Origin of the sequence: Hymenobacter arizonensis, assembly GCF_900115775.1 — a bacterium.
GTDB classification, from domain to species: domain Bacteria; phylum Bacteroidota; class Bacteroidia; order Cytophagales; family Hymenobacteraceae; genus Hymenobacter; species Hymenobacter arizonensis.
The window spans coordinates 1-22,633 of record NZ_FOXS01000007.1 but is presented as its reverse complement, the minus strand read 5'-3'; the positions used below and the strand labels follow the sequence as shown (position 1 = coordinate 22,633).

Sequence of the window (22,633 nt, the reverse complement as noted above, 5' to 3'; positions counted from 1 at the left end):
TTTAGTAATTCGTGTTAAAGGAATGTTTCAATTGAGTAGAATGCAATTCGCATTTTAACTGTCTCAAGTAAACGCGTGTTTTTTATCGATGTTTTCAATAAAAAGCAGAAGTGTTAATGAATTTGACTAGTTTGCGTTGGCTTAATTGATAAATATTCAAAATAAGCCATACGTGAATCACTTCAAAAGCCTACTGTCTACATGAGAAAACAATACTCTACTGCTGCCTTGCTTCTGCTCGGCACCCTGGCCGCTACCACGGCACAGGCGCAGGACGCCGCACGCATTAAGGCCAAGGTAATGGGCCCCGACAACCAACCCGAACTAGTAGAATTCAACGCCGCTGGCAAAGCCAGCTACAAAGCTGCTGATGCTGCCTTGGTACTACGCCAGCAGTTGGCCCTCACCGACGACGACCAGCTGCGGCCTGGCCGCACCGAAACCGACCAGCTGGGCTTTACCCACCAGAAATTCGCGCAGTTCTACAAAGGCGTGCGCGTAGAGCATGCCGACTATAACGTGCACGCCAAAGGCGGCGCAGTTGAAAGCATTAGCGGGGACTTTGAAAAAATCAAAGGCCTAAACACTACGCCGGCCTTGAAAGAAGCTGCCGCTCTGCGCCAGGCGCTAGCCAAAGTGGGCGCCCGCAAATACATGTGGCAGGACCCCGCCGAGGAAGCCGGCCTGAAAGAGCAGGAAAACGACCAAGCCGCCACCTACGCGCCCAAAGGGGAGCTAGTGGTAGTGCGCGACAGCCGCCGCGACGCCGAAAACGGCCCCTTGGTGCTGGCCTGGAAGTTTAACATCTACGCCCAGCAGCCCGTGAGCCGCGCCTACATCTACGTGGACGCCCGCACCGGCGAAGTGGTGCTGCAGGACAACATCATCAAGCATGCGGCCGCTACCGGCACCTTTGGCACGCGCTATTCGGGCACTGTGAGCAGCGCCACCGAAACCACTACCGGAGGCTATTATCTGCGGGAGTTCACCCGCGGCTCGGGCATAGAAACCTACAACGCCCGCAAGGGCAACAGCTACACCGCCGCCGTCGACTTCATCGACGCCGACAACAGCTGGACGGAATACAACAACGCCAACTTCGACAACGCCGCCCTCGACGCGCACTGGGGCGCCCAAAGCACCTACGATTACTTTAAAAACGTGCACGCCCGCAACTCCTACAACAATGCGGGCGCCAAAATCAAGAGCTACGTGCACTTCGACGACACCCCGAGCGACGGCAAGGGCTTCGAAAATGCTTATTGGAACGGTTCGGTGATGACCTACGGCGACGGCGACACCCGCTTTCAGCCTTTGACGTCGCTCGACGTGGCGGCGCACGAAATTGGCCACGCCGTGTGCTCTAGCACCGCCAATCTGACTTACTCTAATGAGTCGGGCGCTCTGAACGAAGGTTTCTCCGACATCTGGGGGGCCTGCGTGGAGTACTATAAAGCACCCAGCAAGCAAACTTGGCTCATCGGCGAAGACATTGACAAAGTGCGGCCCGCCCTGCGCTCCATGAGCAACCCCAACGCCGAAGGCCAGCCCGATACTTACAAAGGCACTAGTTGGTATGCCGGCACTGGCGACAACGGCGGCGTGCACACCAACTCGGGCGTGCTCAACCATTGGTTCTACCGCCTCACGGTGGGAGGCAGCGGCACCAACGATTTGGGCACCGCCTACAGCGTGACCGGCATTGGCATTGATGCGGCGGCCAAAATAGCCTACCGCACCGAGAGCGTCTACCTCACGGCTTCGAGCAACTACGCGGCCGCCCGCACCTACTCCATCCAGTCGGCCAAAGACCTGTATGGGGCTGGCTCGGCCCAGGAAATCGCCGTTACCAACGCTTGGAGCGCCGTGGGCGTGGGTGCCGCGTATAGCGGTGGCAGCACTCCTCCCGCTACGGTTACGTATTGCACCTCCAAAGGTAGCAGCGTTGCCTACGAGTGGATTGACTACGTGAAGCTGGGCACCCTGGCGCGGACCTCGGCCGCCGATGGTGGCTACTACAACGGCACGGCCCTGGCCGCTCCGAGCATAGGCGCCGGCACCTCGCAAACTGTTAGCTTCAGCGCCGGCTTTGCGGGCACTGCCTACACCGAGTACTGGAAAATATACATTGACTACAACAAAAACGGCGTGTTCACCGATGCCGGGGAGCTGGTGGTAAGCGGCTCGAGCAGCAGCGCGGCCACTCTGTCGGGAACCTTCACGGTGCCCACCACGGCCAAAACGGGCACTACCCGCATGCGGGTTATTGTGAGCGACAACTCGGCCACCACCAGCTGCAACAGCTACAGCTACGGCGAAACCGAAGACTACACCGTGAACATCACCGGCGGCGCAGCCCTCGCCGCCGACTCCTACAGCCTGACCGGCGCCGCAACGCCTCTCGGCAACGAGATGGCCCGCACGCTGGAAGTGTACCCGAACCCCGCTACCAACGCCGTGCGCCTCGTGCTGCCCGGCAATGCCGAGGCCACCAGCGTTGTGCTCACCGACATCCGCGGGGTGCGGGTGTCCGGCGCCAGCTACAGCAACGGCACCCTCAATGTGAGCAGCCTGGCCAAGGGCATGTACACTCTGAGCGTGAGCGACGGGCAGAAAGTGTTCCATCAGCGCTTTGTGAAGGAATAGCCTGACTGCATAACACCACAAGAAAGGCCCGTCAGCAATGCTGACGGGCCTTTCTTGTGGTGGCGTGAGTGGGTGTGGTGTTGCCAGCCCGGCTGCTACTCCAGGGCGTAATCGAATTTCAGCATCAGCGTTCCGAACCCGTCTTTGTTGCGGGAAGCGCCACCAAGCCGCAGGTTGATGTCGTCGAGCTGGTCGGTGGACGTGAAGTAGTAGTTACCTTCTATGCCCGTGCGCAGCCGGTCGGTAAGGCGCACCTGAAAGCCGGCGCCTACGGGCAGCACGCCGGCCAGGGCCGGGTAGTCATTGCGCTCGGGAGTCAAATAGACGGTTTGTCCGACAGGCCGCTCCCTGCCTATGTACGACCGTGGGTTGTAAAGCATCAGCCCGGCGCCGGCTTGCAAGTACACTTGAAAAATGGGCGCCTCCGCTTGCGAGGCTGCAAAAATGGACTCGTCGTGCAGCAGGTCGAACCGGAAAAAGACCGTGCCCAAGCCATTGTTGCTGGTGAAAGCCAGGCCGCGTTCCTGGGCTTTGTCGCGGGCACCCATTTTCACGTACGAAAATTCACTGCCAATGTGCAGGCGCGTAGTCAGGCGGTAGAGCACGCCCAGGCTTGCGGCGGGCCCAAAGAAGTTGTCGGCTGGGCTGTTGCCCAGGTCGCCGTCGTAGAGAGCGGTGCCCGCTCCCAGCGTCACGTGCAGTGGCCCGCGGTAGTAGGGCCGGCCCTGGGTGTTGTAGTGGCGCACCTGGCGGGTGAACTGGGCTTGTGCCGCATGGCTCCCCAACAGGGCAGCGGCCACGAGTCCAAAAAACAATGCACGAAACTGCATAGAAACGGTTTAAAGTTAAAAAAAGCCGCGTTGGCTGAGGCGTTTGGCCACTAAACCGGACATCTGGTTTGGGTAGGCTCACCGCCAGAGCGCCGCGTGAAGTCCGCTTATACGAAGCTTAACGCTCAAACCGCCGAAACCTGATGCGCGAGCCAGCCTTATTTGAAAGTCCCCTGCGGGTCGGGCTGCTTGGCCAGCAGGTCGCTGATGAGGTCAAAATCGAGGCTGCTTACATTGAGTGACTGGCCTTTGTGCACGGCCTCCCACGCCTCAGCGTACTTCTCCTGGTAGTACAGGCCGCGGCCCATCTGCTGCCAGGCTATGGCGTTGTTGGGGTCGAGGGTTGTCACGCGCTGCAGCAGGCTCATGCCCGTGGTGAGGTCCTTTTTCTTCTTGGTCTGGCCGTAGCGAATGAGGTGGCTGGTGCCCAGGTCGCTCATCATTAGGGTGTTGCTGGGAGAAAGCGCCAGGCCCTTGGTGAGCAGGTCGATGGCGGCATCGGGCGTAGGCTGGGCGCTGGCCACAATGCCCAGGCCCCGGTACGCGTCGGCGTTTTGGGGGTTAAGGAGCCAAGCCAGATTGAAGCGGTAAGCGGCGGTATCGGGCTGGTTTTCGCTCAGGTACTCGTAGCCTTTGGTGGTGAAAAAGGTGCTGGCCTCGGCAGAGGAGGGAAAGCTGGCGGTAATGGCCTTTAGCTGGGCCTCGCCAATTATCTGGGTGGCTTGCGCTGGGCTAAGGCCACCAAACAGGGGCTGCAGCCGCGCCGCGCGGGAGCCGGTTGTGGCGGCCAGGCTGCCATCGGCGTTGGCGGTTGAGCTGGTGCGGCCCTTGCGCTGCGCCTGTGCAGGTGCCGCTACAAGCAGCCCGAAGAGCAGCGCCGCAGCCAGCGACTGCGAAACAGTTTTGAAAAAAGCAGAAATCAACACGGCAGGGAAATAAATAATAAGTGAACCCAATCTTCTTAAAAAACACCGGGTAAGGTTACTGACAAAGATAAAGCCAATAGCGGCACGGGCATTCAATGGCCCTGGGCGGCGCTTGCGGCAAACTGCAGCCGGCGCCAGGGCGTAGGTGGGCCACCCCGCCAGCAGTTGGCGGCGGCTCTTCCTTGCTGTTGACTGTATGCGTCGTTTCCTGTTGTTGATGCCCGTGGCCCTGTTGCTGGCGGTGGTAGTGCTGGTTCTGGCCACCGAATACGTGGCGGCTCGCCCGAGCCGCCGCACCAAAGACCTGGCTTATCTGCCCACCTCAGTGGCCGGGTTCGACAAAGAGCGGCACATTCTGGACGTGTATTCGCCCAATAAAGCCTCGCCCAGCGCGGCCGGCTACCCGGTGGTACTGTTCATCCACGGTGGTAGCTGGACGAGCGGCAGCAAGAACATCTACACCTTCATCGGGCGCCGCCTGGCCAAACAAGGGGTGGTGGCCGTCATTATCAACTACCGCCTCGCGCCCGCCGTGCAGGTGCCCGAGCAAGCCGCCGACTGCGCCCGCGCCCTGGCCTGGACCGTGCAGTACATTGCCGAGTACCAGGGCGACCCGGCCCGGGTCTTCGTGATGGGCCACTCGGCCGGGGGCGGCCTGGCAGCCCTGCTCGCCACCGACGACGACTTGCTGGCGCGTCATGGCCTGCCTCAAAACCCAGTGCGCGGCGCCATCATGAACGACCCGGCCGGACTCGATATGTACAGCTACCTCAAAGAAATGAAGTACGACGGTGACCAGCAGTACCTCGTGCCCTTCGGCAAAGACCCAGCCGTGTGGAAGGCGCAGTCGCCCATCTACAAAATCCGGCCCGGTATTCCACCGTTTCTGTTTTTCATCGGCGGCGAAACGTATCCCAGCATCAGCAGCAGTTCCGGCCGTTTTCGCGACCGTCTCAAGACCATTGGGCAGCCGGCACCTTATACCGTCATTCCCGGGCGCCACCACATTCCCATGGTGCTACAGATGTATTGGCAGCACAACATTATCTACAAAGGCCTGCTGAAGATGGTGGGAGCGTAGGGGCTGATTATACCAACTATCAATTCGATGTAAGAAGCAGTTGTAACAGCACGGCATGTAGACCGTCATAGCAACAGAACGTCATGCTGAGCGCAGCCGAAGCATCTCGCTTGCTTCGTTGAACGATTGAATTACAACCACACGCGAGATGCTTCGGCTGCGCTCAGCATGACGCCTTTTTTCATCTCTGTACCCTAGCAGGTATTACCCAAACAGCCCGCCTTGCCGCGTGGGCTGCTCAAATTCCAGCAGCCACTTTTTGCGGTGCATGCCGCCAGCGTAGCCCGTCAGGCTGCCATCGGCGCCAATAATGCGGTGGCAGGGCCACACAATGGCCAGCGGGTTTTGGCCATTAGCAGCGCCCACGGCCCGCACCGATTTGGGGTTGTTCAGCAGCTTGGCTACGTCGAGGTAAGATGCGGTGCGGCCGTAGCCGATGTTGCTCAGCACCGTCCAGACCTGACGTTGAAAGTCGGTGCCAAAAGCCGGGGCGTAGCTTAAGCTGAAGGCCCGTAGCTCGCGGCCAAAATAAGCCTGCAGCTGGCGGTGCCCCTCCTGCAGGCAAGCAGGCACGGCCGCCAACGGCGTGGCCGTATTCCCCTCGGTGTTGTGAAAGCTCACGGCACTCAAGCCCGCGTCGGAACCAGTAAGCGAAACCAGTCCTAGTGGAGAGTCGAGGTAAGCCGTGGTAATCATAGCTTAAAATTAGGCACTGCCTGGGATACGAGGGGTTGCACCGTGCTGATTTTGACTCCTTGTCGGCGGCGGGGCGGCACTGCAGCGGCTACTGCCGCCTGAGCTTTGAGCAGCGCTTCGGCGCTGGGCTGGTGTAGCACCCGAGCCGGGCCGGGCTGGCTGAGGTCGGCATCCCAGAGGCCGGACTGGTGCCATTGGTCGGTATGGTCCCAGTCGGGCCGGTCGATGATGGGGTAGATGCACGCGCCCCACAGCGGCAAGCCTTCGCTGATGACTGCGGCGCACTCTTGCCCAATCATGTGCCACCACAGCGGGCGGTCTATGCCGGGGTGGCTGGTCTCGGTGATGGCGAAGGGCCGTTTGTAACGCTTGTAGGCGGCGCGCAGCAACTCGCGCAGGGGGCGCCAGTTGGGGTCCATCACTTCGTCGTTCCAACCCAGCTTGCGGTAGGGGTGCAGCTGCCATTGGTTGTCGTAGTAGTAATTGAACCCCACAATGTCAAGCAGCTCCGGCGAGCCGCCCAGCTCGGGGCACATCTTGCCGCAGAGCATGTCCGTGGCCTGAAACTGGTTGCGGTGCGAGTCTTTGGCTTCGCGGCGGTGCTGGGGCCAGGGGTTGGGCGGCGGCACAATGTTGACCAGCGGCTCGGTGGTGAGAAAGCGAATGGTGGGGTCTGCCTCCCGGAGCGCATAGCTGCCTTCGATGTAGGCGCGCATTAGCCCGTACTTCACGTCCCAGCCCTGGTGGTGGCAGTAGGGCGAGGTGCCGCGGGCATCGCCGCCGAGCCAGGAGATGAAGCTGACTTCGTTGATGGGCGTCACGATGAGCTCCCCCTCGGGGCGCTCGCTGCGGTAGAAGTCTACAAAGGCCCGGCACAGCGCGGCAAAGCGCCGCGCAAACATGGGGTGCAGGGGCGTCAGGTCGTCGGGGTAGCCAAAGTGGCACAGGTCCCACACCTGCTGAATTCCATGGCGCTGGCCCGCGGCCAGCATGGTTTTTACCGTGCTGAAATCGTACTGATAAGGAATTTTCTCAATCTGAGCCCAGCGAATCCCTTCGCGCACGGTGCGTACCTGAAACTGGTCGAGGGCTGCATAGTCTTCGTCGAGGAGCTGCAAATGCCCGGTCAGGGTCAGGAAATCGACGCGGTTGCCGAAGGCGTTAAGCTGGTCGGTGCATTCGAAGCCGCCCATCCAAAACGAGCGAAAAGGGTTGGCAGAAGTTACAGCCATAAGATGAGATGAGGGAGTAGCGAAGCGGCGGGCCGAAGTTCATTCATACCGAAAAGAGGCCGCCTTGGTTACCGACGAGCTTAGTTGGCAGGCGCTCGAAATCTACGATGGACCCGCTTAGTTAAGCTCCTGTCTTTGCTGCATTCCCCTGCCGAGGAGGCTACAACTACCGCCTCAGGCGCTACTTTCGCCCCATGTCTCAACCCACTTTGCAGCGCCGCCTCGGCATCGTTCAAGCCACGGCCCTGAATATGATTGACATGGTCGGCATAGGACCATTCGTCACCCTGCCGCTCGTGATGGGTTTCATGGGCCCCAACTTCCTGCTGGCCTGGCTGGTGGGCGCCGGCTTGGCCCTGGTCGATGGCCTGATTTGGAGCGAGCTGGGCGCAGCCTACCCTGAGGCGGGCGGCTCCTACCGCTTCCTCAAGCTGGCCTACGGTGAGCAGAAATGGGGCCGGCTGATGTCGTTCCTCTACGTGTGGCAAACGCTGGTGCAGTCGCCGCTGGTGCTGGCTTCAGGCGCCATTGGCTTCGCTCAATACTTCGGCTACCTCGTGCCCATGACCGAGTGGTGGCAGCCCAAAATGGTGAGTGGCGCCGTGGTGCTGCTGCTCATCGTGCTACTCTACCGCCGCATCGAGGACATTGGCCGGCTGGGCGTGGCCCTCTGGGTGGGCGTGCTGGGCCTCATGGGCTGGCTGATTTTCGGCGGCCTCACCCATGCCAACCACGAGGTAGCTTGGCTGCCCAGCGGCGGCGTGTCGGCCCTGCCCGGCGTGCTGCTCTCAGCGGCCATGGGCCAGGCCGCCATCAAAACCATCTATTCCTACCTCGGCTACTACAACGTGTGCCACCTGGGCGGCGAAATCCAAAACCCCCAGCGCGTAATTCCGCGCAGCATTTTCTTCAGCATTCTCGGCATCATGGCCCTGTACCTGCTCATGAACTGGAGCGTGGGCACGGTCATACCCTGGCAGGAAGTGCAGAGCTGGCAGGCCGGCGGCGCGGGCGCCATCGCCGACAAGTCGCAGTTCATCGTCAGCATTTTTGTGGAGCGGCTGTACGGCCCTGCCGCCGCCCAGGCGGCCACGGCGCTGGTGCTGCTGGTGGCGTTTGCCTCGCTGTTTGCGGTGCTGCTGGGCTACTCGCGCATTCCCTACGCTGCCGCCGCCGACGGCGAGTTCCTGCCCATTTTCGGCCGCCTGCACCCCACCAAAAATTTCCCCCATGTATCCTTGCTGATTCTCGGCGGTACCGGCTTCGTGTTCAGCCTGCTGTTCCGACTGGGCGAGGTGATTACGGCCATTCTGGCCATGCGCATCCTGGTGCAGTTTGTGGGCCAGGCCGTGGGTCTCATGCTGCTGCGGCGGCGAAATGGCACGACCGCGCTGCCGTTTAAAATGCCGCTCTACCCGCTGCCGGTGATTATCGCCATTGCGGTGTGGCTATTGATTTTCTACAGCACCGGCACCAAGTTTATGCTCTCGGGGCTGGCCGTGACGGCGCTGGGCGTGGTGGTGTTCCTGCTCTGGAGCCGGCGGCTGGGGCGCTGGCCGTTTGAGAAAAAGTCGAACGAATCAATCTAACTTTAAAGGTGTTCATGGCCATTCGCTTGACCTTGGTTTTATTCCTGTTGCTTGCGGGGTTGCCCGGCTCAGCACAATTGTGGCAGCCCGTAAAGCCTCTGCCTGCCGACTACCTGCTCTGGAGCCCAACACGCCGCTTAAAAGCGAGTGACTTCGAAATGAAGCTCCGGCCACAGAACAACTTAAACCAAAGCTTGGCCAGCTTCGGATTACAGATGAACGGAAGCAATATGGATTTGCTAAGCAAGCAGGCAAACCATATGGTGCAAAATTACTTCCACCGGTCTGGGTCTTACATTGATTCCACAGACTCGGCAGAAGTGGCTCGCCACCTATTGTATATGCAAACGCAGTGGGACATTTACGAGGTGTCGGCGCGCCGGCTCCGGCAGCAGCTCCGCGCTTCCGCTAAAAAGATAATTCTGGTAGGAAAACCTGACGTCAACGACTTGTTTCGGGCAGCCCATGAAGAAGGGAACCGCCGTACGGTCCAGTATGCTGACGAAACCAAGTACGGCTTGTTTCTGGATAAACAGCAGGAATGGGAGCGTCAGTTGGCCGCGGAGTTGGCCGAGCTCGCCGCCTTCGCAACTGCTTTTTAGGACTAACGCTGGCACTAATCGTTTAGCCCAACTTGACCCAAGGCGGTCAGAGCAGTGATTGTTCTTGCAGATGCATTAGTCCTGAATAACATAACTAGGCATTGTAATAGGACTTACCCCAGCCGCTTCTCATAGCAAAAGAACCGCAGCCCTGGCCGAAATGCCAGCGTAATCTCGCCTGCAAACCGGTAGCCCAACTTCGGAAACAGCCGCTGCGTGGCCACGTTTTCGGAGTTGGTATCCACACGCAGCACCTGTAGCCCCTGCGCTACCGCCTGTTTCTCAGCTTGCTCCATCAACGCTAGTGCTATGCCTTTTCCCTGCGCAGCCGGGTCCACGGCAAGGCGGTGCGTTACCAATGCCGGTTCGGTCACGTCCCAGTCAGCCTGGGCGTATTCCTCGTCCTGGTCCGTAGTAAGGGCGGCTACGCCAGCCACTTCGCCGTCGAGCTCTGCCACCCAGAGATGGCCGCGCTCGATGTCATCGGTAAATACAGCCTCATTGGGGTAGTCGGCCGACCATTGGAAGTTGCCGTTGGCATGCATCAGCGGCACCACTCGCTGCACCAGGGCGAGAATAGCCGGCATATCGGCCAGCGCAGCACGGTGGGTTACTAGCATCTCAGCGCTGCATTAGCCCCGGCGCAGTACGGCGGCTGCTTCCTTGGCGAAGTAGGTGAGAATGGCATCGGCCCCAGCGCGCTTGATGCTGGTGAGCACTTCCATCATGGTGCGCTCGCCGTCGAGCCAGCCGTTTTGAGCGGCGGCCTTCACCATGGCGTACTCGCCCGATACGTTGTAGGCCGTCACGGGCAGGTGGGTGCGCTCTTTCACGGCGTGAATCACGTCGAGGTAGCTCAAGGCAGGCTTCACCATCACCATGTCGGCGCCTTCGGCTTCGTCGAGGGCCAGCTCGCGCAGGGCCTCGCGCTTGTTGGCGGGGTTCATCTGGTAGCTTTTCTTGTCACCTTTTTTCGGGGCCGAGTCCAGCGCGTCGCGGAACGGGCCGTAGAAGGCCGAGGCGTACTTGGCCGTGTAGCTCATGATGCTCACGTGCTGGAAGGCATTCTCATCGAGCACCCGCCGAATCCAGGCCACGCGGCCGTCCATCATGTCGCTGGGGCCGATGATGTCGGCACCGGCGCGGGCCTGGGCCAGGGCCATCTGGCCGAGCACTTCCAGGGTGGCGTCGTTCAGGATTTCGCCCGACTCGGCATCTACCACGCCGTCGTGGCCGTCGCTGCTGTAGGGGTCCATGGCCACGTCGGTCATCAGCACCACGTCGGGGAACTGCCGCTTGATGTCGGCAACGGTCTTGAGGTACAAGCCCTCGGGGTTAGCCGATTCCTTGGCCAGCCGGTCCTTCAGGTTGTCGCTGATGCTCGGAAACGGCGCAAATGCTTTGATGCCAAGTTCCACGCACTGGCCAATCTCATCCACAATGCGGTCGGCGGTGAGGCGGTTGATGCCGGGCATGGATTTTACCTCCAGCTTCTGGTTTTGGCCTTCGATGAGAAACAGCGGAAAGATAAAATCGTGGGTGGTGAGGCGGGTTTCCTGCACCATGTCGCGGATAACTTCGGACTTGCGGTTGCGGCGGGGGCGGTGGGTGGGGAGGATAGACAAAGCGTATAGTGTTACAGTGAGGGCAGGGAAAACAGCTCTCACAAAGGTAAGGTTAAGGGCCTAGGCCTTGTTATTTGATTCCGCCATAGGCAATTCCTCCCAGCAGCACGCCAGCCAACAGTAGCCACAACGCCGATGTGCCCAAGCTTGCACCGCCGAGCAGGGTTATAATTCCTAAGATTAGTGCGGTCCAAATCAGCAATCCGCCTATCATAGAAACTGCCTCTCCAAGGCTGGTAGCAGAATCGGGGGGGGCGTCGTGCAGGTTTTTGAGTTGCGGAGCTGGCAGTGAAGCAGAAATAAGAGGCAGCGACAAATTCGCAACCCCAGATTTAATGTGGCCTCGATAACGAACAATTGCCGAAGTCCTCGTTTTGTGAGGCGATAGGATTATCCTCGTGGATTGCCTGGCTCCCATAATGGCAAGACGCTTAGGCGCAAGGCCGGAGCCGCTCAGCTTTGCTTCTGCCTTGCTTACTAGCGTCGGTCCTTGCCAAATATCAGCTGGATTAAGCTGGCTGTAAGTCTCATAACTTGATAATTTTGAGATGTTATTCGGCCGAAATTCAAATGCTGCCCGTTGCGCCCGGCACCCGGCCAGCAGCCCCGATACTAGCAGCAGCGCTTTGCGATTGCGGCTGCGGCAGGGGCGGTGGGTGGACAGCATGGAGGAAACTGTAATTAAAAATTAGAAAGTTTTTGATTTGATAACGGATCCAATTGCGAGTAAAAGACCAGCTATTGTAATCGACAGACCTGCAATAAGCAGTATATACCCTGGAGTTATTCCAATTATTAGCCAGACTAAAGCAGCCAGAGCACCAATAATTAGCGCAGCAAAGGACAGTGAAGGATACCGGAGGCTATCCATTGCGCTGGAGACAATAAAGCCCAACAAAAGCATTGTTCCCAACAGTATGACCAGGCCAGCCACAGCTAGAAGCAGCCCAGTTATTAATCCACTGATACCGCCCAGAGAAATTCCTGTGATTAGGCCACCTGCTAATAAAAGTAGACCGCTAACCAGAAACATTTTGTTCAAAATCCATGAAAAGGGGACTTTGCTTCTAGGAATCCGGGCCTGCCTTTTTGTGATTTCCTGATAGGATTTGCTTTGAGCAGAGAAGGGAAATGGCAGAATTTTACTAGGGCGATATATTGGGGGAAAGGACAAGTTCTTACGCTGGTCCGGCCTCAGTAATGCTACTTCTGCCTTTGATAGACTACGGTTGCCAACCTGCCGCTCCTTGGTTGGCATTGTACTCTGGTTTATTGCTAATGAATCGCCCAGTTAGTTGGGGCTGGCCGTTTGCCAAAATCTGTGACTCAGCAGATAGAGTAGGCCGGAATTCAAATGCTGCCCGTTCCGCCCGGCACCCGGCCAGCAGCACCAGTGCGACTAGCAGCATCGGCCCGTAGTTATGGCGGTAGGTTAGGAGCATGCTTCTTTAGTTAAGGCAAGTCGCCATTCTTCAAATTGCCAAATAAACCGATGAAGCCACCAACCAGCAGTAGCAGAAGCGCCACACCCAGCCCCAGCCAACCGCCCAATTGAAATCCCAACACAACGCCCCCAATGGCGAGCACCGTCCCCAAGCCCTGCAATACATCGCCCCAGGTAAGGCTGGTACGTAGTGCCAACTCCTCTGCATGAACAGCCGGTAACGTTACGTGGGGAGTCAATGATATCTTATTGCCTAGGGGCTGCTTAATGGCGGCTATCGGCAAAAGAGACCTGGCCGCATCGGTTGGGTAGGGTGCGGGTAAAGTTGTTGCAGCGCCACGTGTCCTTTTTAGCAATGTTGTGGGTTCCGTCGCTTGTAGTATTATGCGCCCAGAGCTGAACTGGGCTTTCGCGGCTCCCGCTGTCGGTGCCGTAATAAACGTGGTTGGTTTTCCAACCAAACTACCTGCTGTGCGGTTTGTCCCGGCGAGTGATAGATTCTGAAAATTATGTGTTACCCGCTCGGCCCGACAACCGGCCAGCAGCCCTGCCACCAGTAGCAGCAGCGCCTTGTAGTTGCGGCGGAGGCAGTAGGTGGGAAGCATTAAGAAAAGAAGGAAGCGCTAAGCTTTATGTGAGTAGATGTGGGCAAATGCGCGGCAATTCCAGCGGAAAATAGTCAGCTTGGGTGCTGTGATATGCAAAGCGCTAACAAACAGATTTTAAATTGCTGTAGCCAAGCAGGTTATAGACGCAGAATGTCAAGGGCGTCCATCTCTGTTGGGTGGCTGCGAATTTGGCTTATTGGGACCTGCAAAGCCTCGTGCACCCAGGTAGGCACCCGCGAGGTACAAAACGATTCCTACCCCCAGGCCCAGCCACCCGCCTAGATTGAAGCCAATAATCACGGCAGCTACACAAATTGCAATACCAAGGAAGAACATGATGCCTCCCCAAGGAGGGTCATCAACCGAGCGCTTCGGCGCTACAACTGCCTGAGGCAAAACGTGGTTCTGGAATGTGTACGGACAAAGCAGCAGCTCATGGCGCACCGTATTAGTAGCACTGCTATTCCTAAGTCGTTTGGGCCGGTGTGCACGTTCAATAGCAAATGCAGCAGAAGTGGCTCTTGGGCTAACTGGTAAATAACTGACAGCGCAATTCGGGGCTACTATGTTTTTCGCTGTTATTGAGTCAGTAAGCGGCACTTTACCTTCAAAAACCAAGGGCTGTAATTGAAAGGCCACCCGCTCGCTACGGCACCCAACTAACAGCAACAGTAACACTAACTGTGTGTGTAGAGAGCACAAGCGGTTGGTCAACATAGCATTGGGAGAAACGCTAAGTTAAGATGGAGCTGCAAAATTTGGCCAATTAGGGACTACCGCCCAAACGGGTCGATATAAGCCACCAATACTGCCAGCGCGGCGGCCCCGGCCACAATGGCCCAAACAAGCCCGCCTCCGCTCAAGGCCAAGCCAAGCAGCGCAATCGGCAGCGTCACCAACCCCAGCACGCCGAACACGGTGGTACCGAGTCCTACTTCGGCAGTAGCCTGCGGGCGGCTAAATAAGCCGCGTTTATGTGCCACTTTCGGCACTTGCACGACAACCATTGCATTAGCAACTCTTGGCACTACCGGCAGCCTTTGTGGTTTTAAGGACTTCCGGCGATAGATTCGACCCACCGGCTTCGTGGTTATCTGTGCTAGCGGCAATGCCGCTGGTTCGTCAGCTGCAATTGCTGCCGTTGCCGGGGCTTCCGCAACCATCTGTGCCATGAGCGTGGTTGGTGTGTGACCCATCATCGGCTGAAAGGAAAAGCTGCTCCGGCTACTTTGGCAGCCGCTGGCCAGTCCGCCAGCGACCATTAATAAGCTCAGTAAACGAAAGCGGAATAAGCGAAAGCGCGTAGCAAAAAGCATAAAGAAGAGCGGGAAGTAAGGGCTGCGTTGTGCTCTACGAATATCTGCTTATTTCCGCTATGTACGGGTCAGCTTTTCGGCGACTTGCCAGCCGATGCCCGCGCCCAGGGCCACGCCCATGCCATTGCAGCGCACAGCGGCCAGCACACCCGGACGCACCCAATCTACAATGGGCGCCAGCGCCGGCCCAAATCCCATCACCCCGCTCCACCGATAGTCGATGCGAGGCCGTTGACCGGGCACAATAACGTCGCGCAACAGCTGCTCCAGGTATTGTTGCACCACATCTGTAAGGCCTGGCACGGTGGTAGCTTCCGCGGAAAAATCGAGATTACGGCCGCCACCCAGCAACAGGCGCTTGTCGGGCAGCTGACGGAAATAAGCGTAGCCGCGGTCGTAGTGAAAGGTGCCCGGCAGCGCTACGTCGGGCAGCGGCTCTGTTACCAAAACCTGCCCTCTTCCCGGCGACACCGCCACTTCAGGGAGTAGCTCGGTGGCAAAGGCATTGGTAGCTACCAAGGCTTGGCTAGCCTCCACCACGGCGCCGTTGGCCAGGCACACCCGCACGGAGCCGTCGCTGGCGGTTGCTATTGCTTCCACCGCGCAATTGGTGAGCACCGGCACACCGGCGGCCCAGGCGCGGGCCAGCAAAGCGCGCATCATGCGGCCGGTGTCTAGGCTGCCTTCGCACTCGTTTTTGAACAAGGTGCTCACCCCGCTAAAACCGAAGCGCCCAGTTTCGTCGCTCGCGTCGCGGAAGGTGCGAGCGTGCTCGGTTATTGGCGCCAGCAGCTTGTTGAAGTAATCGATTTTCTCGCGGCATTCCGCAGCCAGGGCAGCTTCTTCGTGGCGAAACAGCTCGTAGCCACCCACCGGCTGGTAGTCCAGCTCCCCATCGCCAAGTAACTCCCGCAACCGGGCCAGTCCCGCACACCGTGCCGCCACCACGCTTTCCAGGTCGCCGCGCTTTTCCTGCTCAATCAGTTCCGAAATCGACCCAAAGCAAGCAAACCCTGCGTTTTTGGTTGAGGCGCCGCTAGGCAAGGCGCCCCGTTCCAGCACCACCACGCGCCAAGTAGGCCGCAGCTGCTTCAGGTACAAAGCGGCCGTTAGCCCCACCAGTCCCGCCCCTATAATCGCCACCTCGGCCGGCCCGAAAAACGATTGGTGCTCCCAATAAGACAGGTTTGAATTGTTTCGCACAGAGTCAGGGGAGAAAAAAGGAGTTTCACTGAGAGCGCAAGTTACGGCTCGGTGAAACTCCTTTTTTCTCCCCTGACTCTGTGCGAGAAACCTTAAAAAGCCATTATCACGCTTTCTATAATGTCGCAGGCTTCGTGCAGCTGTTCCTCGGTAATCACCAGCGGCGGCGCGAAGCGGATGATGTCGCCGTGCGTGGGCTTGGCCAATACGCCGCGCTCCATCAGCGTAACGCACACGTCCCAGGCGGTGCGGCCGTCGTCGGCGGGCTTGATGATGATGGCGTTCAGTAGGCCTTTGCCGCGTACCAGCTCCACCACTTCGGGGCGCTTGGCCTGCACCTGCCGCATCCGCTCGCGGAATTGCTCGCCTAGCTTGGCTGCATTCTGGGCCAGGTCTTCCTCAACCAGCACGTCTAGCGCGGCCCGCATGACGGCACAGGCCAGCGGGTTGCCGCCAAACGTGGAGCCGTGCTGCCCGGGCTGTATGGTGAGCATGATTTTATCGTTGGCCAGCACCGCCGACACCGGCAGCACGCCGCCGCTCAGGGCCTTGCCCAGAATGAGAATGTCGGCGTGCACGGCCTCGTGGTCGCAGGCCAGCATCTTGCCCGTGCGTGCCAGACCGGTTTGAATTTCGTCGGCTATAAAAAGCACCTTGTGTGCCCGGCACAGCTCCGCGGCCTGGGCCAAGTAGCCCACGGCGGGCACCATCACGCCGGCTTCGCCCTGAATGGGCTCCACCATAAAGGCGCAAACATGCGGGTCTTTCAGGGCCTCCGCCAACGAATCGATGTCGTTGTAAGGCACCACTTGGTAGCCAGGCATGTAGGGCCCAAAGCCCCCCGTGCTGTCGGGGTCGGTGCTGAATGAGATAATGCCAGTAGTGCGACCGTGGAAGTTGTGCTCTGCCACGAGAATGCGGGCCGTGTTTGGGGCGATGCCTTTTTCCTGGTAGCCCCACTTGCGGGCCAGCTTGAGGGCCGTTTCCACAGCTTCGGCGCCGGAGTTCATCAGCAGGGCCTTGTCGTAGCCAAACAGTTCGCACAGCTGCTTCTCGGCCTCGCCCAGCTGGTCGTTGAAAAAGGCCCGCGACGTGAGCGTAAGCTGCTGTGCCTGCTTGGTGAGCGCGCCAATAATGCGCGGGTGGCAGTGACCCTGGTTCACGGCCGAGTAAGCCGATAGGAAGTCGTAATAATGCTTGCCGTCCACGTCCCACAAGTGCACGCCCTCGCCCCGGTTCAGCACCACGGGCAGCGGGTGGTAGTTGTGGGCACCGTACTGGTCTTCGAGCTGCATGAGCTGCTCGGCGCGGCTGGCGGTGGCGGTAGGGGAGGAAGTATTCATAAGCAGGTGGGAATAGTAGGTGAGCGCACGAAACTACGGGATTTTGGCCCGTTAGGTCGAATTCTACTTACCGGAAAGGCAAGCTTTCCAGCTGGCAGGCGGTGTCGAGGTAGCGGCCCACGTAGTTGCCTTCCTCGCGGCCGCTGGCCCGCCGCAGCGTCCAGTCCACCACCGCGGTTTCGGGGAAGCTTACGGGCACCGGCTCCGCGGAACTGGCCGAACCAGCGGCTTCCGGTAGCAGCAAGGCCTGCACCCTGTTGCCATGCCAGCCCAACACCCGCGCCGAGGCCTGCCGGAAGCTGGTGTCCGTTGCCATCACCCGCACCACCAGCAGGAATTGGTCGCCGTGGGCCAGGCCCGCCAGAAAGCGTTTCTTGGCTTGCGGCAGAGTGCGTTGCGCTTCCCGGATGGGGTCAGCAAAAGCCACTTCGTCGCGAACCAAGGCGGGGCGCACGCCAGCTGGCGCCGAAGCCACCGTAAGTACAACGGGGGTCGAGCCCTGGGCCGCTACCGGCCAGGGCAGCAGTGCCGCGCCCGCAAGCAGCGGCAACACAAAAGCCTGAGGAGTCTTCATAGCAAACGGCTGAAAGTGACAACAGCGAAATGCCGCCCGGCAACCTTCTCAACGCATCCGGCCGTAACTTTGATTCACCAATGCCTGCACCTGTCCCTAAGCCGCTTCAGCCCGGCGATTTCTACTACACGCCCGAGGGCTACCTCGTCTTCACCGAGCAGTACCACCGGCGCCGGGGCAGCTGCTGCCAGAGCGGTTGCCGACATTGCCCCTGGAATTTTAAGGCCAAAGCAGCGCTTAAAAAATAGCTTGCTTCTCGCGGGGCAGAGCACCCAGCACTCATTCCAGCATTGTGGAGTTAAAAGCAAAAGGCCTCACCTCAGAAACTATTCGGCATAATTCGTTATAAATCAGCTTATATAGTAGAGGTGAGGCCCTTCGCGATGCTTCTGCTCGCAAATGTCTAGGCGCCAATGCGAAGCCAGTAAGACCCGCCGTGAGTCTCTACGCCACGCAGTGCAGGCTGCTGCCACAGCGGAGCAAGCACGCTATTCAGCTCGGCGTCCTCGCTAATGAAGAAATTGGGCAGAATGGTTTCGTATTTAGCAGGGTTGGCCAACACGAAAGCAGCCAGCATGTACTGCTCCGAATAAGCCCGGTCGCACATAAACTGTGGATAGTCGTAAGGCAAGTAGATGTCGTGGATGTGCACGATAACGCCAGGGGCCAGCTTGGGCAGCACTTCCAGGAAAAACACCGTAGCATCAGAGTTCGGCAGCACCCGATGCGAATTGTCGATGAAAAGAATATCGTTGGCCTTCAGGTTATAGAGAAACGAAAAATCCGTGTCTTCGAAAGGCTTGCGCACTACGTTCTGGGCCAAGTGGTCTATTTCGGCTCGGGGGTAGGGGTCAATAGAGGTAATTCGGGTGGCCAGGCCTTGGTCGCGGATGGCTTTGGCGGCTACTTTGGTGGAGTTGCCCGAGCCAACTTCCACGTACTGCGCGGGCCGGAAGTGGGCCAGCATGCCGTAGATGGCCACAATGTCGAGGCCCGGCAGGAAGGCGTTGTTCCAGGCCGGTTGGTTGGCGTCGGTTTCGTTTTTAGCTTCTTTTATCTGCTCAAAATTGTTTTGGTGAGTCAAAAATTCCAGCAATAATTCGCGGTAGGTGGCCCTGTTCCGGTTGATAATATCGTAGAGCTGCTGGTGAGGTGGCTTGCCGTGCCCATAGCGTGGCTGGAAGTCTACTTTATAGTCCAGAAATAGATTCTGGTACTTGGGTGAAACAAAACGGTACAGTTCTTTGAGCATAATCGGACGGGTATTTATTCAGCGGGCAGAGCTGATTGGGCGCAAAGCTACTGATTTAGCCCAGCATTAACCCTGCGCTTGTGGGCACGAAGAATCCTGGTGGTGAACAGTAAGATGCGTGAGCAATTTGGCAGTTACCATACTTTTCACGATATTTGCGGCCCGTTTCCCTGCATTGTAATTCTTAACCCTCCGATATTATGGCCCGTGTTTGTGATTTGACCGGCAAGCGTACCCGCGTTGGTAACAACGTTTCGCACGCTAACAACAAGACTAAGCGCAAGTTCTATCCGAACCTGCAGAAAAAGCGCTTCTACATTCCCGAGCAAGACGCCTGGGTTACCCTGAAAGTAGCTACGTCCACCATCCGCACCATCAACAAGAACGGCATTATGTCGGTATTGAAGAAGGCCAAGGAGCAGGGCTTCATCGTTTACTAGATTCCGGTATTTAGTACGTTGGCTAAATAGGGAGACTATTATTCTTCCTCTCTGCCGCCTGCAAAATATTCTAAGCCAGCGCCGATACGCTTGCCCTCGCGGCAACTGTATCGGCGCTGGCTTTGTCTGTTGGCCATATCTTATCTTCAGAGTATTGCGCCGTTGAGCAGCTTGTGCAGGAGCATTGTGTATGGTTCGGGCAACGGTGATGTCAGTTCTGGTGTCTCTACCGCAGCCTGGCCTCTCTACAGCCAGTTCGCAACCTTACTACCCCCTATGCGGCTTCCGACTTTTGCTCGCCTGCTTTCCTGGCGTTTCCTGCGGCGCACCTCTCAAGCAGTAGCAGGCAGCTGGCTGATGCTGGCCAGCGCACCGCTGATGGCTCAGCAGCCTGCTTCCGTTCCTGAGCCACTCAATGTCGCGGCTGCACCAGCCCGGCCCACCGACTTTCTGTCGCCCGCCTTCCACAAGCATCGCCGCGAGCTGCTGCGGGCCCAGCTGCCGCCCAAAGGCGTAGTAGTGCTCTTTGCCGCACCCATCCGCAATCGGGCCAACGACGTCGACCACGTTTACCACCAGAACCCCGATTTCTACTACCTCACCGGCTGCGTCGAGCCCGATGCCGTGCTGGTGCTCTTCAAGGAGCCCCGTACCGTAGGCGGCCAAGCCGGAGTGACCGAGGCGCTGTTCACGCAGCCCCGCGACCCGGCCCGGGAGCAGTGGACTGGTCGCCGCATGGGTGCCCCCGCCGCCAAAAGCCAGCTGGGTCTGCAATTCGCCGCCGACAACAAAACCTTCGCCACCGCCGGTATTCCCTGGGCCGACTTCGACCAGATTATGTTCATGGACCTGCCCACCGATGCCCGCGACGACCCCCGCGACCCCGCCGACTTGGCCAGCTTGGTCGCCACCTTCCGCCAGCAAACCGGCCTCCCAGCCGACTACGACCCCAGCCGCACCGTCGCCTATCGCGTGCTGAAGCGCTACGGCGCGAGCAGCCCCAAAGAAGTGAGTGCCTACCTCACCAACCTGGTGAAGGAGCGCCCCGGCATGGCCAACGAGCCCTCCATAAAGGCCTATCTGGCGGCTAAAAACGATGCCGAGCGCCAACGTGCCATCAATCCCAACGCCGCAGGTCGCTACGATGGCATCAGCCTAAGCGAGCAGCTGGACGAGCTGCGCGCCGTCAAAACCAACGAAGAGCTAGCCTTGCTGCGCCGCGCCATTCGCATCAGCGCCCAGGGCCAGCGCGAGGTGATGAAATTGATGCGGCCCGATATGGGCGAAATAGAAGTGCAAGGCCTCCACGAATACGTGTACCGCCGCTATGGCGCCGAGTCTCAGGGCTACCCCAGCATCGTGGGCGCCGGCGCCAACGGCTGCATTCTGCACTACGAAACCAACGACCGCCAGCGCCTCGACAACGACTTGGTGCTAATGGATTGCGGGGCCGAGTACCATGGCTACTCCGCCGATGTTACGCGCACCGCGCCGCCCTCCGGCAAGTTCAGCCCCACCCAGCGCCAGATATACGAGCTGGTGCTCGCGGCCCAGGAAGCCGGCTTTGCGGCCTGCCGCCCCGGCGCCGATTTTGATGCCCCCAACAAAGCCACCCAGGACGTAGTAGCCAATGGCCTGTTGAAGCTGGGCATCATCAAAAAGAAAGAAGAATTCCGGCGGTACTATCCCCACAGCGCCAGCCACTACCTCGGCCTCGATGTGCACGACCGTGGCAGCTACGGCCCTCTGGTAGCCGGCAATGTGATTACCGTGGAGCCTGGCATTTACATCCCCGCCGGCTCGCCCTGCGACCCCAAGTGGTGGAACATCGGGGTACGCATCGAAGACGACGTGTTGATTACCCCCTCGGCCTATGAAAACATGTCGGCCGAAGCGCCACGCACCGTGGCCGACATCGAAAAGCTAATGGCCGAGCCCAGCGCACTGGAAGGCTGGAAGCTACTGGAGTTGAAATAGCAGGCGCTAACTCATAACATTAGAAGCTACTTTGGGCGAATTTCAAGTTTATGTACAGGCCACTTGTTAACTTAAGTCAATGAAAGCCTATTCACTTGACTCATGCGAACATGTGACCGCCGCATGCCAGCAGGCAGATCGCACGATTGGGGAAGTGGCGGCGCAGTTTAGCGCATCGGATTCGTTCGTGCGCAAATTTCGCAACGCAGCGGGCCTTCGCCTGGACGCCGTGGCCCAGGCGAAGGCCTGTTTACGCTAGCAGCCCAATGCCACGCTGGCCGAACTGTGCATCTGGCTGGCCGCCTTCGGCGGCCCGGCTGTGAGCCAGACCACCCTCTGGCGGGCGGTACAGGCGCTGGGCTGGCGGCGAAAAAAGAGTGTTCACGCCGCTGAACGCGACACCAAACGCGTGAGGGCCCTGCGCCAGGATTTTGTGGAAGCGCTGCAAACTGAGAGTTTTATTTATTTCAAGTTTGTGGACGAGACGAGCACGAACCTGACCTATTGCCGGCGCTACGCCCGGGCCAAAGTCAGCCGGCGCGCCCGGCAAGCCACGCCCCTGCACAGCGGGCCAAACTTGACGCGGGTGGCCGCGCTGACCCCACAGGGCCCGCAAGTGGCCATGGCCGTGAGCGGGGCCGTTAAAGGCGACATGTTTGCCGCCTACCTCGTGAAAGTGCTTGGTTCCACGCTCGTGCCCGGTGACGCGGTCGTGCTCGACAACCTGCCGGCCCACCAAGCTGCCGGGCTGGCCGAACTCGTCGCAGCCCGTGGCGCACGGCTGCTGTACTTGCCGCCCTACTCGCCCGACTTTAATCCCATCGAACAGGCCTTCAGTAAGCTCAAAACCTGGTTGTGCACGGCCCAGGCCCGCACCCGTCAGGCGCTGGAGGAGGTCATTGCAGCTATCGACTGAATAGCCGAGCAGGACGCTAGAAACTGATTTGACCATTGTGGATACCACGTACACTAACCTGAAATCCGCTCTAAACGGCAAGCTATAGTCGCGCTGACTAGGCCGCTCGCGCGGTGCTAAAGGGCTTTTCATGACAGCTGTTGGAAAAGTGTCAACACATAGCCGGACGAGACACACTTCTGAATGTGCTTCGAATGACCGTAAAACAGGCTTCTACTTGACCGGGGCCACGCCCTTCGTAGTCTGCACAATGGGCTTGATGGTGCCGTCCGGGTTGTAGTACATGTAATCCACGCAGATGGAGCGCCGGTAGTTGCCACCGGTGGGCAGGGC

The 22,633-nt window shown here is 59.0% G+C and carries 23 protein-coding genes; 9 read left to right on the top strand and 14 right to left on the bottom strand.

What is annotated here, in order from left to right; translation table 11 throughout:
• Positions 1 to 201 precede the first annotated feature (201 nt).
• The gene (locus tag BMZ66_RS20430; protein ID WP_092677863.1) at positions 202 to 2,646 is read left to right on the top strand and encodes a M4 family metallopeptidase; all 2,445 of its coding nucleotides are present in this window, start codon (positions 202 to 204) and stop codon (positions 2,644 to 2,646) included.
• Between the two features lie 95 nt (positions 2,647 to 2,741).
• Here BMZ66_RS20430 and BMZ66_RS20425 read toward each other — a convergent pair whose 3' ends face one another.
• Positions 2,742 to 3,476, bottom strand: a complete 735-nt coding sequence (locus BMZ66_RS20425) for a hypothetical protein (RefSeq protein ID WP_092677861.1) — start codon at positions 3,474 to 3,476, stop codon at positions 2,742 to 2,744.
• Positions 3,477 to 3,634: 158 nt separating this feature from the next.
• Positions 3,635 to 4,402: a tetratricopeptide repeat protein gene (locus BMZ66_RS20420; protein WP_143080311.1), complete on the bottom strand. Its 768-nt coding sequence runs from the start codon at positions 4,400 to 4,402 to the stop codon at positions 3,635 to 3,637.
• 196 nt (positions 4,403 to 4,598) lie between these two features.
• Here BMZ66_RS20420 and BMZ66_RS20415 point away from each other — a divergent pair, with 196 nt between their 5' ends.
• Positions 4,599 to 5,483: an alpha/beta hydrolase gene (locus BMZ66_RS20415; protein ID WP_092677856.1), complete on the top strand. Its 885-nt coding sequence runs from the start codon at positions 4,599 to 4,601 to the stop codon at positions 5,481 to 5,483.
• Positions 5,484 to 5,687: 204 nt separating this feature from the next.
• Here BMZ66_RS20415 and BMZ66_RS20410 read toward each other — a convergent pair whose 3' ends face one another.
• Positions 5,688 to 6,179: a methylated-DNA--[protein]-cysteine S-methyltransferase gene (locus tag BMZ66_RS20410; protein ID WP_214607040.1), complete on the bottom strand. Its 492-nt coding sequence runs from the start codon at positions 6,177 to 6,179 to the stop codon at positions 5,688 to 5,690.
• Positions 6,176 to 7,411, bottom strand: a complete 1,236-nt coding sequence (locus BMZ66_RS20405; protein ID WP_092677854.1) for an amine oxidase — start codon at positions 7,409 to 7,411, stop codon at positions 6,176 to 6,178. Before BMZ66_RS20405 ends, BMZ66_RS20410 begins: the two co-directional genes overlap by 4 nt.
• Positions 7,412 to 7,605: 194 nt before the next feature.
• On the opposite strand from BMZ66_RS20405, the gene BMZ66_RS20400 reads away from it, so the two are divergent.
• The gene (locus BMZ66_RS20400; RefSeq protein ID WP_092677852.1) at positions 7,606 to 9,000 is read left to right on the top strand and encodes an APC family permease; all 1,395 of its coding nucleotides are present in this window, start codon (positions 7,606 to 7,608) and stop codon (positions 8,998 to 9,000) included.
• Between the two features lie 14 nt (positions 9,001 to 9,014).
• Entirely contained in the window at positions 9,015 to 9,602 is a 588-nt protein-coding gene (locus BMZ66_RS20395; protein WP_092677850.1) for a hypothetical protein, read from the top strand.
• A 113-nt stretch (positions 9,603 to 9,715) separates the two neighbouring features.
• On the opposite strand, the gene BMZ66_RS20390 is transcribed toward BMZ66_RS20395, so the two are convergent.
• From BMZ66_RS20390 to BMZ66_RS20355, 9 genes are all read right to left on the bottom strand, one after another.
• The gene (locus tag BMZ66_RS20390; protein WP_092677847.1) at positions 9,716 to 10,222 is read right to left on the bottom strand and encodes a GNAT family N-acetyltransferase; all 507 of its coding nucleotides are present in this window, start codon (positions 10,220 to 10,222) and stop codon (positions 9,716 to 9,718) included.
• 12 nt (positions 10,223 to 10,234) lie between these two features.
• A complete protein-coding gene (gene hemB / locus BMZ66_RS20385) occupies positions 10,235 to 11,227 on the bottom strand; it encodes a porphobilinogen synthase (RefSeq protein WP_369407609.1) in 993 nt (330 codons plus the stop codon).
• Between the two features lie 70 nt (positions 11,228 to 11,297).
• On the bottom strand, positions 11,298 to 11,894 hold the full coding sequence (locus BMZ66_RS25260; RefSeq protein ID WP_143080310.1) for a hypothetical protein: 597 nt from the start codon (positions 11,892 to 11,894) through the stop codon (positions 11,298 to 11,300).
• A gap of 21 nt (positions 11,895 to 11,915) precedes the next feature.
• Positions 11,916 to 12,485, bottom strand: a complete 570-nt coding sequence (locus BMZ66_RS25255) for a hypothetical protein (protein WP_143080309.1) — start codon at positions 12,483 to 12,485, stop codon at positions 11,916 to 11,918.
• Positions 12,486 to 12,679: 194 nt separating this feature from the next.
• Entirely contained in the window at positions 12,680 to 13,276 is a 597-nt protein-coding gene (locus BMZ66_RS20375) for a hypothetical protein (protein WP_092677842.1), read from the bottom strand.
• A 776-nt stretch (positions 13,277 to 14,052) separates the two neighbouring features.
• Positions 14,053 to 14,595: a hypothetical protein gene (locus BMZ66_RS25250; protein ID WP_143080308.1), complete on the bottom strand. Its 543-nt coding sequence runs from the start codon at positions 14,593 to 14,595 to the stop codon at positions 14,053 to 14,055.
• A 57-nt stretch (positions 14,596 to 14,652) separates the two neighbouring features.
• Positions 14,653 to 15,798 (bottom strand): NAD(P)/FAD-dependent oxidoreductase, encoded by a 1,146-nt coding sequence (locus tag BMZ66_RS20365; RefSeq protein ID WP_214607039.1) that lies wholly within the window; start codon positions 15,796 to 15,798, stop codon positions 14,653 to 14,655.
• Positions 15,799 to 15,890: 92 nt separating this feature from the next.
• Positions 15,891 to 17,141, bottom strand: a complete 1,251-nt coding sequence (gene rocD / locus BMZ66_RS20360) for an ornithine--oxo-acid transaminase (RefSeq protein ID WP_092677837.1) — start codon at positions 17,139 to 17,141, stop codon at positions 15,891 to 15,893.
• A gap of 67 nt (positions 17,142 to 17,208) precedes the next feature.
• A complete protein-coding gene (locus BMZ66_RS20355) occupies positions 17,209 to 17,715 on the bottom strand; it encodes a hypothetical protein (protein WP_092677835.1) in 507 nt (168 codons plus the stop codon).
• 80 nt (positions 17,716 to 17,795) lie between these two features.
• On the opposite strand from BMZ66_RS20355, the gene BMZ66_RS25610 reads away from it, so the two are divergent.
• The gene (locus BMZ66_RS25610) at positions 17,796 to 17,963 is read left to right on the top strand and encodes a C1orf53 family protein (protein WP_177204830.1); all 168 of its coding nucleotides are present in this window, start codon (positions 17,796 to 17,798) and stop codon (positions 17,961 to 17,963) included.
• 155 nt (positions 17,964 to 18,118) lie between these two features.
• Here the strand turns inward: BMZ66_RS25610 and BMZ66_RS20350 are convergent, their stop codons facing one another.
• Complete coding sequence (locus BMZ66_RS20350; RefSeq protein ID WP_092677833.1) at positions 18,119 to 18,967, bottom strand: class I SAM-dependent methyltransferase; 849 nt, start codon at positions 18,965 to 18,967, stop codon at positions 18,119 to 18,121.
• A gap of 200 nt (positions 18,968 to 19,167) precedes the next feature.
• On the opposite strand from BMZ66_RS20350, the gene rpmB reads away from it, so the two are divergent.
• From rpmB to BMZ66_RS20330, 4 genes are all read left to right on the top strand, one after another.
• Entirely contained in the window at positions 19,168 to 19,407 is a 240-nt protein-coding gene (gene rpmB, locus BMZ66_RS20345) for a 50S ribosomal protein L28 (protein ID WP_044003635.1), read from the top strand.
• Between the two features lie 276 nt (positions 19,408 to 19,683).
• Positions 19,684 to 21,384: an aminopeptidase P family protein gene (locus tag BMZ66_RS20340; protein ID WP_234795186.1), complete on the top strand. Its 1,701-nt coding sequence runs from the start codon at positions 19,684 to 19,686 to the stop codon at positions 21,382 to 21,384.
• Between the two features lie 79 nt (positions 21,385 to 21,463).
• Positions 21,464 to 21,643, top strand: coding sequence for a hypothetical protein (locus BMZ66_RS20335; protein ID WP_092677831.1), 180 nt, complete (start codon positions 21,464 to 21,466; stop codon positions 21,641 to 21,643).
• A 15-nt stretch (positions 21,644 to 21,658) separates the two neighbouring features.
• Positions 21,659 to 22,300: an IS630 family transposase gene (locus BMZ66_RS20330; protein ID WP_092677828.1), complete on the top strand. Its 642-nt coding sequence runs from the start codon at positions 21,659 to 21,661 to the stop codon at positions 22,298 to 22,300.
• Positions 22,301 to 22,633 lie beyond the last annotated feature (333 nt).